Below are 16,133 nucleotides of genomic sequence, written 5' to 3' on the forward strand. Positions count from 1 at the left end.
CCAGTCCTTGGCAACCTCCTTTTACCTTTATATTTATATTTATATTTATATTTGTTTTGCTTTTGGAAAAGTGACTTTTAGCTTGAATAAGTCTCCATCCACCTCTATATTTAAAGTTCCCCTTTGAAGTACAATTAAACTTTTAGCAATAGCTAGACCTAATCCTGATCCTTCAGTATTCCTTGCTCTATCCCCTCTTGTGAAACGCTCTGTAATTTCCTCTGGACTAAAGTTCATTTCATAAGATGAAATATTTTTAAAAGTAAAACTTACTTCTTGCTCATCCTCTACAATGGTAATATAAACTCTAGTGTTTTCCATAGAATACTTTAAGATATTAGTCATTATGTTCTCAAATATTCTATAGGTTCTTCTTCCATCTAAGTTGCATAAGATTTTATTTTCTGGTGCAGCAATTTTCATTTGCAAGGTACTGTTATTTATCTTTTCTTCTAGCTCTCCTAGGGTCTGTTTAAACAATGCTACTACATCTAATTTTTCTAGCTGCAATTCTACATTTCCACTACTTGCCTTGCTAGCTTCAAACAAATCTTCTATTAAACCCTTTAACCTTTTAGATTTTCTATCTAAAATATCAATATATTCTTTTCTATTTTCCTCCGTAAGGTTCTCACTCTTCAATAAGTCTACATAGGTGATAATTGAAGTTAAAGGGGTTTTTAAATCATGAGAAACATTGGATATCAGTTCGGTTTTCATCTTTTCGCTAGTTATTTCCTTATCTATAGCTAGTTTAAACCCATTTTTAATATTATTTAGGTTTGTAGCTACTGGGCTTAGAATTCCAATATTTTCATCTACCACCACATCAAAATCTCCCTGAGCCAGTTGCTTACTGCCTTCATTTAAAGCTTTAATTCTATTAATTACATTGTGCAAATATCTAAATAAGAAAGCTGTATATCCAATTGCTATCATAACACCTATAAAAGATGTGGCAGCAATAATCCATAAAACAAACAAATTAATAACAAGGACAAAAAGAAGTTTTTCATCCTCTTTCTTATTTAAATCTAAAGAGAATATTCTTTTAACTAAACTCCTTAGTTTTCTAAGGGTATAAAGGGCCAACCTACCAAAAATACTATTTCTAATAAAGCCATTTTTAAAGCCATTGTAATAAATATACTTAAAATACACAAAGGTTAGATATGTTAATAAGAATAGTACAAAGGTTACTGGTATACCAATAAGATAAAAATATTGATTTCCACTATATATTATATTAACTAAATCTAAGGGTCCATTTGCACTAAAATTATTATTTAGTTCCCTTAGCCCCCCAAGAAAAATTATTCCCAATACCATCCAAAGGAAGAACTTAAGTTCTAAATACATTTTGTTATATAGATTACAAATATCCACCTTTTCCTGATAGGAATATGGAACTGAGAAAGCTATAATCATTAAAATAAATACACTAATTGCTCCAATACTCATAATTAAAATTATATTTGGTTCAATACTGTTACTTTTTATGTTTTGAACGAAAAAATCATTATAACTCTCTAAGTTTTTAGGAACTATATAAGTAGCCTCTAAATTAAAAAGAGCTTTGTTATTAAGGTTATTTTTATTTTTTAATCCTAAGTTATTTAAAAAATCATTTTTATCAAACTTAGTAGTTGAGGAAGTTTCAACTGTGGCATTTCCAACTTCATCTACTTTTAATTGAAGATAAAACTCACCATTTTCTTTTTCTCTCTCCACAGCTTCCTTTGAAATATCCTCCATATTAGTAAAGGTATTAGTGCTTTTCTCTTTACTAACAATATACTTAATGCTTTTAAGGTCTTCGTATCTATTATCATACCACTCTGGACTAGTAAAATACGTTGTTAACTGGGCTAAAGTATTTGAAAAATTATAACTCTCTAAATATTCTTTGGTATTGTCTTTATGAGGTAAAAAAGTACTTTTCAAAGGCAAATAACTACCCACTGCAATGAAGGCCAAAAGTAGTATTGAAATTAAGGTGCCTAAGGTAGATTTAATAAACTTATTTTCTTTGTTATTGTTCGAATTTGTATCCAATGCCCCACACCACCTTTAGATATTTTGGTTCCTTAGGGTTTATCTCAATTTTTTCCCTAATTCTCCTAATATGAACTGTAACTGTATCAGCACCACCATATGCCGGCTCCTGCCAAACTCTTTCGTAAATTTCATCTATAGAAAAAACTCTATTAGGATTGCTCATAAGCAAATAAAGAATCTTATACTCTAAGGGAGTTATTTTTACTTGAGACCCATCTACTAATACTTCCTTATTGTTATCATTAAGTTCAATTCCACCAATTTTTATACTATTTTCTTTAACCGTAGCAGCAGTGTTAATATAACTATTGCATCTTCTAAGATTTGAATTAACTCTTGCCAGTAGTTCTAAGGGATTAAAAGGTTTAGTAACATAGTCATCTGCCCCAATATTAAGTCCCCATATTTTATCCATATCCTCAGATTTTGCAGAGAGAATTATAATAGGCACATTGCTCTTCTCCCTTATTTTCATAATAGCCCCTATACCATCCAACTTTGGCATCATGACATCCATAAGTACTAAATGAACTTCTTCATTCTTAAAGATTTCCACTGCCTCTTCACCATTAAAAGCCTTAAGCACATTATAATTTTGGTTTCTTAAATATATTTCTATAGCATCATTTATTTCTTTCTCATCTTCGGCAACAAGAATATTATACATAGCATTATTCACTCCTAAATTCATCATATAATAAACATTTTATATATTTATAATAGCATAGACTTTCTAAGATTTAAGTATTATATTTATTAAGAATTTCTTACAAAAGAAAAAATGTACCTTCCAGTGAAATTCCTATTGTAGTTACTTGTACAAAAATTAAAGCTCAACAGAATTAGATTTTCGCTAAATACTTTTGCTTTGCCATTAAATTTAAAATAAAGAAAGCTGCTGAGCATCACTAAGCGCTGTAATATTTAATGTATTCTTGGTATAGGGTTTCAGCATTGTTCTAAGACATTCTTTGTTAGCTTTAGAATTTAAAAACTCTCTTTCTAAATCTCTATCAATAATCAAAGGCATTCTATGATGAAGAGACTTTATTTCTTCATTTGCTTCTGTAGTTAATATTAAAAACCTATCCTCAAATGTTCCATCCTTCATTACAAATCTTTTAACTATACCTCCAAGAGAAAATATAGGCATGGTTTTTATACTAATGGAATGTTTATCCCCATTCTTCCACTCATAAAAACTATTCACTGGTATCAAACATCTGCTATGTTCCATGGCATAGGAAAACATAGGCCTTTGAAAAATAGTCTCACATCTCCCATTAATCATAAGCTTATCCTTTGTTGGAAAACCCCAACTCAAAGCTTTTAGTTCATTATTGTACATCACTAGAGAGGCATTTGATGGGAAAATTTCTCCCTTACTATATTTATTTTCATTGTTATATTGTACTTCCCTAACTATATTATAATATTCCTGTAAATCCTCTAAAGAGGTGTTTAAAAGAAACCTTCCACACATAACTATAACGTCCTTTCTAATAACTAAGTTTTCTTATGCAATAATTCTATCATACTTAAAAAACAAAAAAGAAGATGCTATATGAAAAGCATCTTCTTTTATAATTAAATTTATTCCTGTTTAAGGTAAGTTACTTTAAGCTTCAAGCGAACTATTAATTTGCTGAAGAAGTAACTTTCTTAGAGTTATTTAATTCTTTCTTAAAGTGTTTATACCCAATTAATACTATCCAAACATAAGCTAAAGTCTTTGGAATCATTAGTATTCCCACAGGTCTATAAATTGTTCCCCAAAGTACTACTGGTATATATAAGGCAAAGGAAAGAAATACAGCTAAGGCCATGAACTTATAGTCCTTATCCTTGTGTTTCACTGCTTCTCTATACATAATGTATATCATTATAATACCCATTATTGCAAAAGGAATATTTCTATATATTCCCCAAGAAATTGGCGAATTATATATGAACCATTGATTTTGTGGGAAGAAACAAAGAATTATCCTAATAGCTGCTAATACCCCAATAACTGCTCTTAAATTCGTAGAATTCTTAATATCAAAACGAAGTTCCCAAATTCTATATAAAATCACATAAAATATGGTCATAGTTATTGATGTGACAAATTTTCCAAAACCAAGGGCTCCAGCATGAGATTCAAGGCCTGTTGTAAGTAGTGCATAGGATCTAGGAACTAGATGAAAGGCATCCCCAAAGCCTAAAAGTACGGACATATATCCAAACAATTTAATGTACTGATTGTTCTTACCTTTAATTATCATTTGTAGTCCTAAAATAATAACACTGGACAGATAGATAGCATCAAATAAAGTTTCCATGATGGCTTGCATAAAAAAACCTCCTTAAATTTTTAATAATGAACAATGTTCATTTGATTTTAATAAAAAATTATATCCTGAGATATAAAGTAAATTTAGCTATAAAGTTTATTAGTTTTCAAATGAACCATGTTCATATCATATTATAATTTTGGATCTTTGTCAATAGTATAAGTAAGAAATCTAAAAACAATTACTACAACTACTGAATAAAGAAACCCTGAAAGTTCTCATAATAAAAGCTTTCAGGGTTGTTATTTTTTTTGCTAGAGTTATTTTTTGCTATGCATCTTATTCATGTGTATCCTTATATATTTAATTCTCTCTTTGAAAGTGTACAGTAAAATCACACTTATCTCCTCGAGTATAAGTTCTGCTAAACTCAATTACTCTATTGTTTTCATCATAACTCGTACATTCAAACAACATTACAGATAAGTTGCCCTCAATACCAAGCATTCGTGCATCCCTTTGATCTAGCTGAGTCAATTCTAAGGTTTGATAGGCCTTTGAAACTTTTATCCCATAAAACCCATATATATCGTAGATTGAAAACACTCCTAAGTCTATCTCCTCTAGATTTGGTATTAAATATTTAGGTATAAGTACTTCCTCTAAGGAAATAGGTTCCTCATCAGCATAGCACATACGCTTTATGTAATAAACCTGATCCAAGGGATTAATTTCAAAAACTAATGAGTACTTCTCCCCAGCGGGGCGCAAAATCTTTGTTATAACCTTTGTTCGTGGCTTAGCATTCTTCTTTTTCATGGTTTGATTAAAGCCTTCTAAGGTTTCTAAATCCCTTTCCACCTTCTTTCCAACTACGTAAACGCCCTTGCCTTTAACTCTTTTCAATATTCCCTCATTAACTAAGGCATCAATACCACTACGCACCGTCATTCTATTTATTCCATAGGTTTCAGCTAAGTCATTTTCAGAAGGAATAGCCATGGCTGGAAGAAATTCTCCCTCTTCAATCTTATTTCTAATTACTTCTCTAAGCTGTAAATATATTGGAGATTCATAATTAATTTTTTCTTTACTCAACATATCACCTCCGCCTAAGGTATTACCACGCACCATTATATTGCAAGGTAATGGCTGCATTTTTAGCTCCTTCTTCCATAGCTTTCTTTAAACCTTCTTCTTGAAGAAGGCCTTTTAAGAAGCCAGCTATGTAAGAGTCCCCTGCTCCCATGGTATCCTTTACTTTGCATGGCACAATGCCACAAGTAAGGAATTCTTTTCCATCATAACATAAACTCCCTTTATCTCCAAGGGTTACTGTGACAACCTTAGGCCCTTTTCATAAATCTCTTTCATAAATTTTCGAATAAATTCATTATCTCCATCATCATAGGCAAAAAAGGCATAATCCACTTGATAAATTGCCTTTTCAACAATAGGGTGAGAAAGTTTATTAGCAAAGTCAAAAGCAACTAAAGCACCTTTTTCTTTTATCTTATGAAGGTCATCCTCTATCATTCCCCAGATTCCTGTAACTACCATATCATGGGAACATAAAAATTCAATATCCTCTTCTGAAAGTTTAAACTCTCTCAAAACACCTTCCTCGTAATCTCCAAATACCCGTTCTCCATTAATCAGCTCTACTTGAGCTACTGCTGTTTTCCCAGACAATATTCTTACATGAGAAATATCAATATTCTTTTCCCTTAAAGACTCCAAAATTAACTTTCCATTTTCATCATTTCCTATTACTCCTGTATAAGAAGCTTTTCCACCTAATCTTGTAAAATAAACTCCCACATTAACTGGGTTTCCACCTGGGAACCCTTTGTTAAGACACTTATAATAATCTACACAATTATCCCCCACAGTTGCAAGCTTCATAATCTCCCCCCTTTTTAAGTTAGCACACTTGAAAACTTAATTTTATCAGATGTGACAATGGACTTAAAATACTCAACTGGATGATTCTCTCCATCATAAACTGTTCCTGAAACATAAAACATTGCTTTGCCAGGCTCAATATTTAACAGCTCTGCTTCGTAATTTGTAGCGTAAGTAATTCCTATACTTTCTTCTCCCTTTATGAGTTTAACCCCCTCCTCCTCAATTACAGAGTATAAAGATTCCTTAGAGAAGTCATGGTTAGTTAGCATTGAAAATCTGCCATAGTCCATAAAAGAAGTCTCAATCGTGACAGGTTCTTCGTCAATGTAGCGCAGACGTGTTAACACAAAAATTTTACTCCCTAAAGTTAAATGGAGTTTTTTAGTAGTTTCCTTATTGCTCTCTATTACTCTATAGTCCAATATTTTGCTAGTAAGCGTTTTATTATTGCTTCTAACTTCCTCAGATAAGGAGCTTAAATTTTGTAGGTTTCTTATGACCTTAGGTTCAGAAACATAAGTTCCAGAACCTTTCTTTTGATAAAGTTTCCCTTCAATAACCAATCTTTGAATTGCAAAGCGAAGGGTTGTTCTATTAAACCCCCACATTTCACAAAGATCTCTCTCAGATGGAATTTTTTCATGGGGCCTTATTTTATTTTTAATAATATAATATTCTATTTTTTCAATAGCCTCATCTCGAAAATGATTTTTATATTTTTCCTCCATAAATGCCTCCTAAATTTAGATATACCCTTTAATTAATTGTAGTATTATACCCACCTGAAAGCAATACATTATTGTACAGGTGGGTATACAGAAGTTTATATCAAATTATAGAGAGGTAAAAGTATTACAAATGCGAGTAAGTTAATACTTCATTAATCCCCCATAATAGCGTCTGTCATCTGGATTATGATCTTTACTAATTGATAAATAATAGTAAAAATACTCTAAAGGTACAAATAAAACCATAGGTGAAAGCATCGGATGCAAATCACAGTTTAACTCTGCATAATCAAAAACTATGTAGTCATCAGTAAGTTGTTTTACAAAGTTAATTGTTCTTTCTGTTGTATGTCTTGATTCATCTGTGCCAAGGATAAATACATAGGGTACTCCTTTTTCTACCACTTCTAATGGACCATGTCTAAATTCTGCTGCATTAAGCATACATCCATGAGTCCAAGTGAATTCTAACATAGTAATAATTCCTTCTTTATATGCTAATGGGCGAAGTGGACCTGCTGCCACAGTATAAATAAAAGGCCACTTGCTTGCTTTCATTCCTAGTTCTTTAGATTTTTCTTCAACAGAAACCACAAGATCAGCTAAAACCTCAGGTAGCTTTTTCATATCTTGAAGAATCTTTGTTATCTCAGCATTTTCCTTTATAGCATTTATATATCTGCATGCAAGGTAATAAGTAGAAATTAAATGAATTTCCCAAATACATTCAGCTCCATAACCAATTACAAATTCTGCTGCCTCTGATAGTGGTGTATTGGCAGCATCGCGAGTAATTCCTAGGGTTAAAGCGCCCTTTTCCCTAGCACGATTTATAGCCTCAAAAACTTCTTCAGTTTTTCCATAATGTGAAACCCCAACTACCAAGGTTCTTTCATCAAGTTTTGCTGGAAGGTGGTCTAAGAAATCAAAACCGCTATATGCTTCACAGGAAATTCCCGAGTACTTTTCAAATAACATTTTTGTAGTTTGACAAGCACAAAGTGGTGACCCACAAGCTACAAAATAAACACGATCTATTTTTCTTTCTATCATCTTCCTAACAATAACATCAATTTTAGGAAAATCATTAGTCATTAAACTTTTTACTTCAGTAACCATGTTTTCAGTCACTAAAAAATCAACGGTATTTTTATCAATATTTAACATACTCCCTTATCCCCTTTTCTACCTTTAAATAACTATACAAGTTAACCATATTTTTAAACCACTTTTATTGTACCACCTTTTAGAATATTTTGTCAATTGTTAATAAATTATCTTTTCACACAATAACCATATTTTCTCGAAAATAAGTGTTATAATTCTTTTATAGGTTGAAACTGTATTAATTAAGTAACGAACAAGTCCATTTAATCTATGTCTTCGAATAAGTGTTTTTTCAAAATATAGGCACAAAAATGTGAATTCTTTTCAAGTTCAATTAATATAATTAGCTAAGTTTCTATTAATATTGAGGAATTGTTAATTTTAAACACACATAAAGTTTCGAACTTCTTTATCTATAAACTACTTAATTTTAGTGCTGTTATGGGGGGATTACTATGATAAGAGATTTTGAATCACAAGATAGTGAAAGGATTAAAAAATTATTAGAACAGGACCATATCTTAGAAAAAGAAACTATAGATTTATTTTTGGAAGATGAAGATAAAACTCTTAGAGTATATGAGGATACAGAGATAAAAGGATTCTTTTATTTTAAAAAAACTAATAGTGAAGAAAATGAATATAGAGTTTTAGTTTATGTGTGTCCTGAAGGGAGAAGAAAAGGAATTGGGACTATTTTATATAATAGTGCTTATGATACTTTAAAAGAGTTAAAAGCAAATATATTAACTACTTATTTCAATGTGACTTTAGAGAATCCTAATAAATTCTATAGAAATCTAGGATTTAGAAAATGGTGGGTATATCATGAAGCCTACTATACGAATAAAAAGTCTATGTTTGAGGTGGATTTAACTTTTATACCCTATGAAGATAAGTATTTTCCTTCCTACTCAAAACTTATACAAGACTGTTTTTATGAGTTAAGAAAAGAAAATGATATTAAGCCTTATATTGTTTCTTTCACTGAAAAAGATAGAGAAAATAAGGCATCAACTAAAGATTCAACTTACCTTTCCTTTGAAGGTGAAGAGCTAGTGGCAGCAGTGGTTGTAAAAGATGGTTACATAGATACTATAGTTGTTTCTCCTTCTCATCAAGGAAAAGGTTTAGGGAGAAAAGCAACTGAATTTGCTATAAATAAAGCTTTAGAACAAAACCCAAATTCAGTCCATCTTTCCGTGTTAGGTTGGAACAAAAAAGCCATAGAGCTTTATAAAAAATTAGGGTTTAAAATAACAAAAACTGTGCACTTTTATAGACAGTTTTGTGATAAAGAATTTTAAAATATAAAAAGATGCTTAATTAAAAGCATCTTTTTGTTATATCTCTTATAATATTAAACATTTTAGTATGACTTGGAACCCGTATATAATCTTGGGTCTATGTCCTGAATAAATCTTGATGGCTTATTAACAAAATGAATATGAAGCCTATGAAGAGCCCTTGTACAAATAGTATAAAACAATTTTCTCTCCCCTTCTTCCTTATATTCTTCCTCATCTCCATCAACTATTATAACCCCATCAAACTCTAATCCCTTTGCTAAATAAGAAGGTGTTACTGTTATTCCTGAGTTAAACTCTGAGTCATCCTTTTGAAGTAAATGTATTTCCTCTTCAATATTCCTCATCTTCATAAGATGTTTGTAAACCCTTGAGGCCTTAGAAGCAGTTCTGCATATAATTCCTATGGATTCCATTCCAGAGGCTTTCATTGCCTCAACATCATGAATTACAGCTTCCATCTTCCCTTCCTCATCTAAAGACTTAATTATCTTAGGCTTTTCCCCTTCACGATAGGTATTTTCAAAATCATAAGCCTTTAAAATTTCCCTTGTAAAGTTAGATATTTCTGTGGTGCAGCGATAGCTTTTTGTAAGATTCATGATTGAGGATTTCCTATCCCCAAAAATATCAACAATTACATTATAGTCTAAGGTATTTACATTAGGATTAATAGACTGATTTATGTCTCCTAAGATGGTGAAGCCAGCTTTAGGGAACAGTTTTTTTATAATTAAATACTGGAAAGGTGAGTAGTCTTGAGCTTCATCTATGATTACATATTTTATGCTATTCATTGCCCTTTCACAGCCAAGGGCATAATTTATATAAAGCAGTGGAGTAATATCCTCATACTTTATAATTCCACTTTGAAGAAAATTAAAGGACTGGGTTAGGATTTCCTTAATGTTTGAAGGCAAGTCTAAGCCTTGAGCTAGGTTTAGGAATAACTTATCATTACTCAAAAGGTTCTTGTAGCTTCTTAGAGGATTTATTGAAAGTGTACGTCTAATATAACCTTTTAAATCCTGTAGTTCGCTTTTAAGCTTCACTCTGCTCATTGACTCAATATCATCATAGAAATCATCACTTTCACTAAGCTCTTCTTCTATTTGCTTAAGCCTTTCTTTTTCCACAGGTTTAATCCGCTGTTCTATATCCTGAATAATCTCCTTAAATCTGTGATCCATTGGCCATTTGCTGTAAGTGGTGTAAAACAAGGACTTAATTTCCTCTCCCTTAATAATTGGGAAGCCTTTGAAATTAATATCTGAAAACTTTACACCCTCTCTTTCTATATAGTCCACATATCTTTTTATAACTTCAGCAAACAAAACTGAGGTTTTAAAGGTAATATTGTCTTTTCTCAAATAATAATCTCTATTTCTTTTTGCTGAAAGTATATATTCCATTTGCTCACTAGAATCTTCTATTCTTAAATTTCCCTTTAAAGAATTTCTCACATATTCCATAAAGGTAGTTTGGTACGCATTATTTTCTCCTAGCTCAGGAAGAACCCCTGAAATATAATCATTAAAGATATCATTAGGAGAAAAAATCACTACATTCTCGGAGGTTACATTCTTGTTGGCATACTTATAAAGAATATAGGCAACTCTATGAAGGGCTATGGAAGTTTTTCCACTACCCGCTGGTCCCTGAACAATAAGCACAGAGTTATCTTCATCACGAATTACCTTGTTTTGTTCCTTTTGAATAGAAGTTATTATGGTCTTCATCTTTTCATCGCTACTTTTGCTTAAGGTTTTTTGAAGAATATCATCATCAATTTTAAGACTGCTATTAAACACATAGTCAAGATGTCCCTTTGAAATTCCAAACTGTCTCTTCAAAGTGACTTCCCCAGCTATTGTTCCTTCTGGACATTTATAAGAAGCCTTCCCCTCTTCATTCTCATAAAATAAGCTGCATACTGGAGCTCTCCAGTCGTATATAAGCATTTCATAATCTTCATCAATTAAAGTTCCAACACCAATATAAATATTATCTTGAAATCTTTCTCCCTGCTCTAAAAAGTCCACTCTACCAAAATAAGGTGATGATAGCAGTTTTTTAAGCTTCTTAACTGCAACATTTTTTGTTTCTTGCCTTTGTTCTTCTCTTTTAACAGCACGAATATTTTGAGTTATATCTACTATGGTATTTAAGTCAGACATGCTTTCAGGCACAATAGGTTGTGTTTCCCAGAAACTTTTTTTAATTTCCTTAGCTTCATTTATAGCTCTTTCTTTATCATCCTCAGCCTGTGCAAGTTGCTCTTTAATAGTATTAATAGTTTTCTTTAATCTCTCTTCTTCATAGATTCTTTCTTCAATAGAAATACTCATATAAACCTCCATAATAACTTAATTTGAAATAAAAACTTATAAAGTATAACCTCCCTGGAATATATTTTGTATATAAATTTACATAGTAACTAAAATGTTATCCAAAAATTTTTATGTATAGCAATCAGCTATCTTTGTAAAGTCTTGATTTTGGTTCACTATAACATAATATAGGAAAAGTTATCAAAGTGTAAGACTGTTAAATAAATTTTATTTATGGTATAATATAGGTGAGGGATAGAATTAAATATTAAGCTTAATAAAAGATGTTTATATATAAAAGGAAAGTCAGCTAGACTTTCCTTTTTACTTTATACTAAATTAAACCTTTATGCAAATGCTAATAATATAAGTTTTTTATGAGAATTTTTATATTACACTTAAGGAAGCTATATGAGTTCCTTTTTCATTTTACATTTTTACTTAGAATTATCCCTTGACTACAACCTTACGTCATAGTTTACAATATAAAATATAAGTACAAAAATAAATATAAAAGCATTCTCTTCTTCAATGATTTACGTAAATTATAAAAATATCCTACTATTTCCTAAAAAAGATAACGTTGAACTATCTGTAATTGAGGCTGTTATTTCACCTACTAATTTAATACTAGAAGAATCAAAAGGAGTTTGGCATGAAAAAGCAATCATTTAATGTTAAAGACATTGTTAGGATAACTGGGGTAACCACAAGAACATTACACTATTACGATAAAATAAACTTGTTAAAGCCAAGTGGTAAATCCGATAATGGTTATAGAGTATACTGTATAGAGGATTTAGAAAATCTTCAAACCATTTTGTTTTTCAAAGAAATGGACCTAACCTTAAGAGAAATATCGGATATTATGAGGCTTTCTAAGGAAGAGCAGCGTAAAGTCTTAAATCAGCATTACCAAACTTTAATACTTAAACAACAGAGATTAGGAACAATTATTCATGCCGTAGAAGATTATATATCTGGAAAAGATATATTTAACTTGAATATTTTTAAAAATTCAACGGTGTTGCCACTACAAGAACAATATAATCGCGAGGCCAAAATAGTGTATGGTGATACAGAAAAATATAGGGAATATGAGAAAAATCTAGAAAAACTATCTGATGCTGAAAAAGAAGTTTTTAAAGATGAATTTGCACAAAACATGGAAAACATATTTAAAAAGTTAGCCTTCCGGATTAATGAAGCTCCTTCATCAAGCGAGGCTCAAGAATTAATGGAAGAATGGAAAAGTTACCTAGAGAAGTCCATGGTTTGCGATAGAGAAATACTAGAATGCATTGCACATACTTATAAAAATGATAATAGATTTAAAAAATATATTAATCAATTTAGTGATAAAGATTTAAGTAGCTTTATTTACGAGGCAATTATGCATTATGCCAAAAATGTTAAATAGCCTATTGGTAAATAGCTTTATAAATAACTTTATAAACTGAAATGCTAAAAAAGGAAGTGACAGATTATGAAAGATACACTAATTGTTTATTATTCTCTTTTTGAAACCACAAAAAATTTGGCCTTAGAAATAGCAAAACAAACTGGTGGCACAATAAGAGAACTTATACCAGATAAGAAATACTCCTTTGACTATAACACTGCTTGTAAAGAAGCTAGGAGTGAAATTTCCCGTGGATATTGCCCAAAACTATTAAGTGGGAATGAATCAATAGATGATTATAAAACAATATTTATTGGATCACCTAACTGGTTTAAAACATTTGCTCCTCCAGTTATGAGTTTTCTTAGACAACATAACTTTTCTGGAAAAACAGTAATACCCTTTTGTACTCATGGAGGTGGTGGATTCGGTAAAATTGAAGATGATATAGCTAAAGAATGTTCAGAATCCATACTTCTACCTGGTATTGCTGTAAATGGCATTGTTGACCCTGAACAGGTGGCAAATTGGCTTAACTCAATTGGCTTTGAGTTATAATACATTCACATTTGTCAGAGTAATAACTAGTAAGTATAATTTGAAAATTTGAGTATATTGTAGGCTTCCAAAGTGAAAACCTACCTTGTTTATCTTCTATAAGCCTTAAGGTAACTAATAGAGGACCATAACTACAAATTAACTTGTAGTTATGGTCCTCTATGTGTCCTTATGTTGTTTTGTGAAGCAATATTTTATGCTTCAACGAAAAACTCTAATGGAACCAAGTTAGGAATACTAAAAAGTTGCTTTCTGACTTTGGTTCCTTTTTATAGGGAACCAGAGTTAAAACTTAACTTATACATGAGTCCTACCCTGGTTCCCTTAAGGGTCTCAGGATATGAATAAGTTAAAATTCCATCAAGGAATCCTATAAAAACAAAGGAAGTCATTATGATCTTCCTTAAAAGTTTGTATGCTTTTAGCATTATAGACAGAATAGCCAAAGCTAAGAATAAATACTCTTCGCTATTTTAAACCTTCCACTTAATTACTACTCCTTAACCCAGTAGCTGCTACAGTCATCCTTTCTATCAAAAAATCCGTATTCAATTAGAGCTCTTCTTATGGTTACATGGTCTTCATAAATTCTCTTTAAAACCCTATTAACTTCTTTCTCAGAATACATCTTTCCCTTTGAAAAACTCTTAGTTATTTCCTCAAGGACAATTATCTTCTTCTTCGCCTTAACTGGGAAGTTTTTCAAGGCTCCATTTTCATCCATATAAGTTTTTAGTGTGTCAGCCTTCTCTTTATCTGTAATGTTATACCTATCGTCTAGAGCAGTTGCTGACTTGTGAGGATCACAAATAGTTTCCTTTTCAAGAGTACTTATTTTCTTACTTGAACTTTCAGAAAGTAGGTCCATCATAGCTAAAAATAACCTAGCTTGTTTTTCCTTTTCTCTCAGTTTATATCTATGGTTTCTAATAGTTGATCCAGCTACTCCTAAACTTGCTGCAATTTCCTTGTCTGAAAGTCCCTTTGAGATTAGCTTTACAATTTCTCTTTGAACCCCTGATACCCCTGTAAAAGTTGAATTCATTTGGAGTAAATAACCAAGCATAGATTCATGAGCCTCTGCTATATGAAGTTCTGCCGCCTTTTTTGCATCATATAAATTAGAGTCTATTTCATATATACGTCCTTTTTCAAAGATTTTCTCACAAACTACACATATATACTCCTTTTCAGTTTCTATAATTCCACTTTTCACCTCTTCTATGGAGGCTTCCCAAAACAGTTCATTCAATTTTGTTTCCATAATTCTCATCACCTTTTCAATTAATCTATATTATATATATTATGCTATATTTCATTATTTGTCTATATATAAATAAACATTTTTATATTATGTTTATTTATATATAGACATTTTCTTGTTTTTCTTGATTAGGCGTTAAATACTTTTTACTGCAAAAACCATAAAAATTACCTTTAAATTTTAATAGACCCTATAAAGCATTAAGTAAAAATACTATAATAATGCTTATAACTTATATTGTTACTGAGTATTCCGCATGCTAAAATGCAAATAGATGAAAGTATAAAGACTTATAAGTTTATTCTAACAAAACTACATGGTATTATAGAAAAATAACTTCTACAGCTGTGGAAGAAGTATTTTATTGTTTTAATGATGTAGAGCAAATAAAAATACTAATACTATCTATTGATATCGCAAGTAATTAGCTGGTAGTAACAAGACCTTCTATAAGATTTTTGAACTACCAGGATTTTTAGAACTTTTCAAACTTAATATTAGAAAGGATATTTACTTTTATGGATAACAACGTTTTATGGTACTTAGAAAAACAAGTTGAAAGAACTGTTAGTAATTTGCAAAAACGTAATATGGAGGGCTTTTTCGTAAAGAATGAAAATGAGCTAAAAGAACTGTTAATCCAGCTCATTGCTGAAAACTCAGTAGTGGGTGTTGGAGATTCCATGACCTTATTTCAAACTGGTGCTATAGATTTTCTTCGTAGTAGAGACTATAACTTTTTAGATAAGTATAAAGAAGGTATTACCAGTGAGGATAAAAAGAAAATTTATATTGAAAACTTTTCTGCAGATACCTTTATGTGCAGTACTAATGCCCTAACTGAAGAAGGAGAACTTTATAATATCGATGGCAATGGCAGTAGAGTTGCTCCAATGCTCTATGGTCCTAAACAAGTTATTATAGTAACTGGAATAAATAAAATTGTTAAGAATATAGAAGAAGCTGAAAAAAGAGCAAGAAACTTTGCTGCTCCAATTGATGCTAAGAGATTAGGAAAAAATACTCCTTGTACCAAATTAGGTTATTGTATAGACTGTAAAAGTCCTGAAAGAATCTGTAATGATTTCACTATTATTAGAGGTCAATTTATTAAAGGAAGAATAAAAGTAATAATCCTTGGAAAAGCCTTAGGCTATTAAAGAATTTCTACATAAATTAAATCATACTAGGAAAATTT

The 16,133-nt window shown here is 31.0% G+C and carries 15 protein-coding genes and 1 pseudogene; 5 read left to right on the plus strand and 11 right to left on the minus strand.

Going from position 1 to position 16,133, the window contains the following annotated elements:
* Positions 1–45: 45 nt before the first annotated feature.
* The 9 genes and pseudogenes from B3040_RS16470 to frlB all read right to left on the minus strand — a co-directional run bounded on the left by B3040_RS16470 (position 46) and on the right by frlB (position 8,134).
* Positions 46–2,055, minus strand: a complete 2,010-nt coding sequence (locus B3040_RS16470) for a sensor histidine kinase (RefSeq protein WP_291575654.1) — start codon at positions 2,053–2,055, stop codon at positions 46–48.
* A complete protein-coding gene (locus tag B3040_RS16475) occupies positions 2,033–2,725 on the minus strand; it encodes a response regulator transcription factor (protein WP_291576006.1) in 693 nt (230 codons plus the stop codon). The genes B3040_RS16470 and B3040_RS16475 overlap by 23 nt, the downstream gene beginning before the upstream one ends.
* Before the next feature lie 213 nt (positions 2,726–2,938).
* Positions 2,939–3,541, minus strand: coding sequence for an SOS response-associated peptidase (locus B3040_RS16480; RefSeq protein ID WP_291575665.1), 603 nt, complete (start codon positions 3,539–3,541; stop codon positions 2,939–2,941).
* A gap of 154 nt (positions 3,542–3,695) precedes the next feature.
* Positions 3,696–4,391 carry a hypothetical protein gene (locus B3040_RS16485; protein ID WP_291575667.1) on the minus strand — a complete coding sequence of 232 codons (696 nt, stop codon included), beginning with the start codon at positions 4,389–4,391 and terminating at the stop codon, positions 3,696–3,698.
* 303 nt (positions 4,392–4,694) lie between these two features.
* Positions 4,695–5,465 (minus strand): GntR family transcriptional regulator, encoded by a 771-nt coding sequence (locus B3040_RS16490; protein ID WP_291575670.1) that lies wholly within the window; start codon positions 5,463–5,465, stop codon positions 4,695–4,697.
* Positions 5,452–5,628: pseudogene (locus tag B3040_RS19505) on the minus strand (PfkB family carbohydrate kinase); the annotation flags it as partial. The gene B3040_RS16490 and the pseudogene B3040_RS19505, both read right to left, overlap by 14 nt.
* Before the next feature lie 35 nt (positions 5,629–5,663).
* Positions 5,664–6,236 (minus strand): fructoselysine 6-kinase, encoded by a 573-nt coding sequence (gene frlD, locus B3040_RS16495; protein WP_349679183.1) that lies wholly within the window; start codon positions 6,234–6,236, stop codon positions 5,664–5,666.
* Positions 6,237–6,250: 14 nt separating this feature from the next.
* On the minus strand, positions 6,251–6,967 hold the full coding sequence (locus B3040_RS16500; protein WP_291575673.1) for a GntR family transcriptional regulator: 717 nt from the start codon (positions 6,965–6,967) through the stop codon (positions 6,251–6,253).
* 141 nt (positions 6,968–7,108) lie between these two features.
* Positions 7,109–8,134, minus strand: a complete 1,026-nt coding sequence (gene frlB, locus B3040_RS16505) for a fructoselysine 6-phosphate deglycase (protein WP_291575680.1) — start codon at positions 8,132–8,134, stop codon at positions 7,109–7,111.
* 395 nt (positions 8,135–8,529) lie between these two features.
* On the opposite strand from frlB, the gene B3040_RS16510 reads away from it, so the two are divergent.
* Positions 8,530–9,381 (plus strand): GNAT family N-acetyltransferase, encoded by an 852-nt coding sequence (locus B3040_RS16510; protein WP_291575682.1) that lies wholly within the window; start codon positions 8,530–8,532, stop codon positions 9,379–9,381.
* A 62-nt stretch (positions 9,382–9,443) separates the two neighbouring features.
* On the opposite strand, the gene helD is transcribed toward B3040_RS16510, so the two are convergent.
* On the minus strand, positions 9,444–11,729 hold the full coding sequence (gene helD / locus B3040_RS16515) for an RNA polymerase recycling motor HelD (RefSeq protein WP_291575684.1): 2,286 nt from the start codon (positions 11,727–11,729) through the stop codon (positions 9,444–9,446).
* A 513-nt stretch (positions 11,730–12,242) separates the two neighbouring features.
* Here helD and B3040_RS16520 point away from each other — a divergent pair.
* From B3040_RS16520 to B3040_RS16530, 3 genes are all read left to right on the plus strand, one after another.
* A complete protein-coding gene (locus tag B3040_RS16520) occupies positions 12,243–12,386 on the plus strand; it encodes a hypothetical protein (protein ID WP_291575686.1) in 144 nt (47 codons plus the stop codon).
* The gene (locus B3040_RS16525; RefSeq protein WP_291575688.1) at positions 12,367–13,131 is read left to right on the plus strand and encodes a MerR family transcriptional regulator; all 765 of its coding nucleotides are present in this window, start codon (positions 12,367–12,369) and stop codon (positions 13,129–13,131) included. Before B3040_RS16520 ends, B3040_RS16525 begins: the two co-directional genes overlap by 20 nt.
* A 66-nt stretch (positions 13,132–13,197) precedes the next feature.
* On the plus strand, positions 13,198–13,671 hold the full coding sequence (locus tag B3040_RS16530) for a flavodoxin (protein ID WP_291575690.1): 474 nt from the start codon (positions 13,198–13,200) through the stop codon (positions 13,669–13,671).
* Positions 13,672–14,164: 493 nt separating this feature from the next.
* Here the strand turns inward: B3040_RS16530 and B3040_RS16535 are convergent, their stop codons facing one another.
* The gene (locus B3040_RS16535; protein ID WP_291575699.1) at positions 14,165–14,935 is read right to left on the minus strand and encodes a DUF2087 domain-containing protein; all 771 of its coding nucleotides are present in this window, start codon (positions 14,933–14,935) and stop codon (positions 14,165–14,167) included.
* Between the two features lie 518 nt (positions 14,936–15,453).
* On the opposite strand from B3040_RS16535, the gene B3040_RS16540 reads away from it, so the two are divergent.
* Positions 15,454–16,095 (plus strand): lactate utilization protein, encoded by a 642-nt coding sequence (locus B3040_RS16540; RefSeq protein ID WP_291575702.1) that lies wholly within the window; start codon positions 15,454–15,456, stop codon positions 16,093–16,095.
* Positions 16,096–16,133 lie beyond the last annotated feature (38 nt).

This window comes from Clostridium sp. UBA4548, assembly GCF_002387895.1.
GTDB lineage: Bacteria > Bacillota > Clostridia > Clostridiales > Clostridiaceae > Clostridium_J.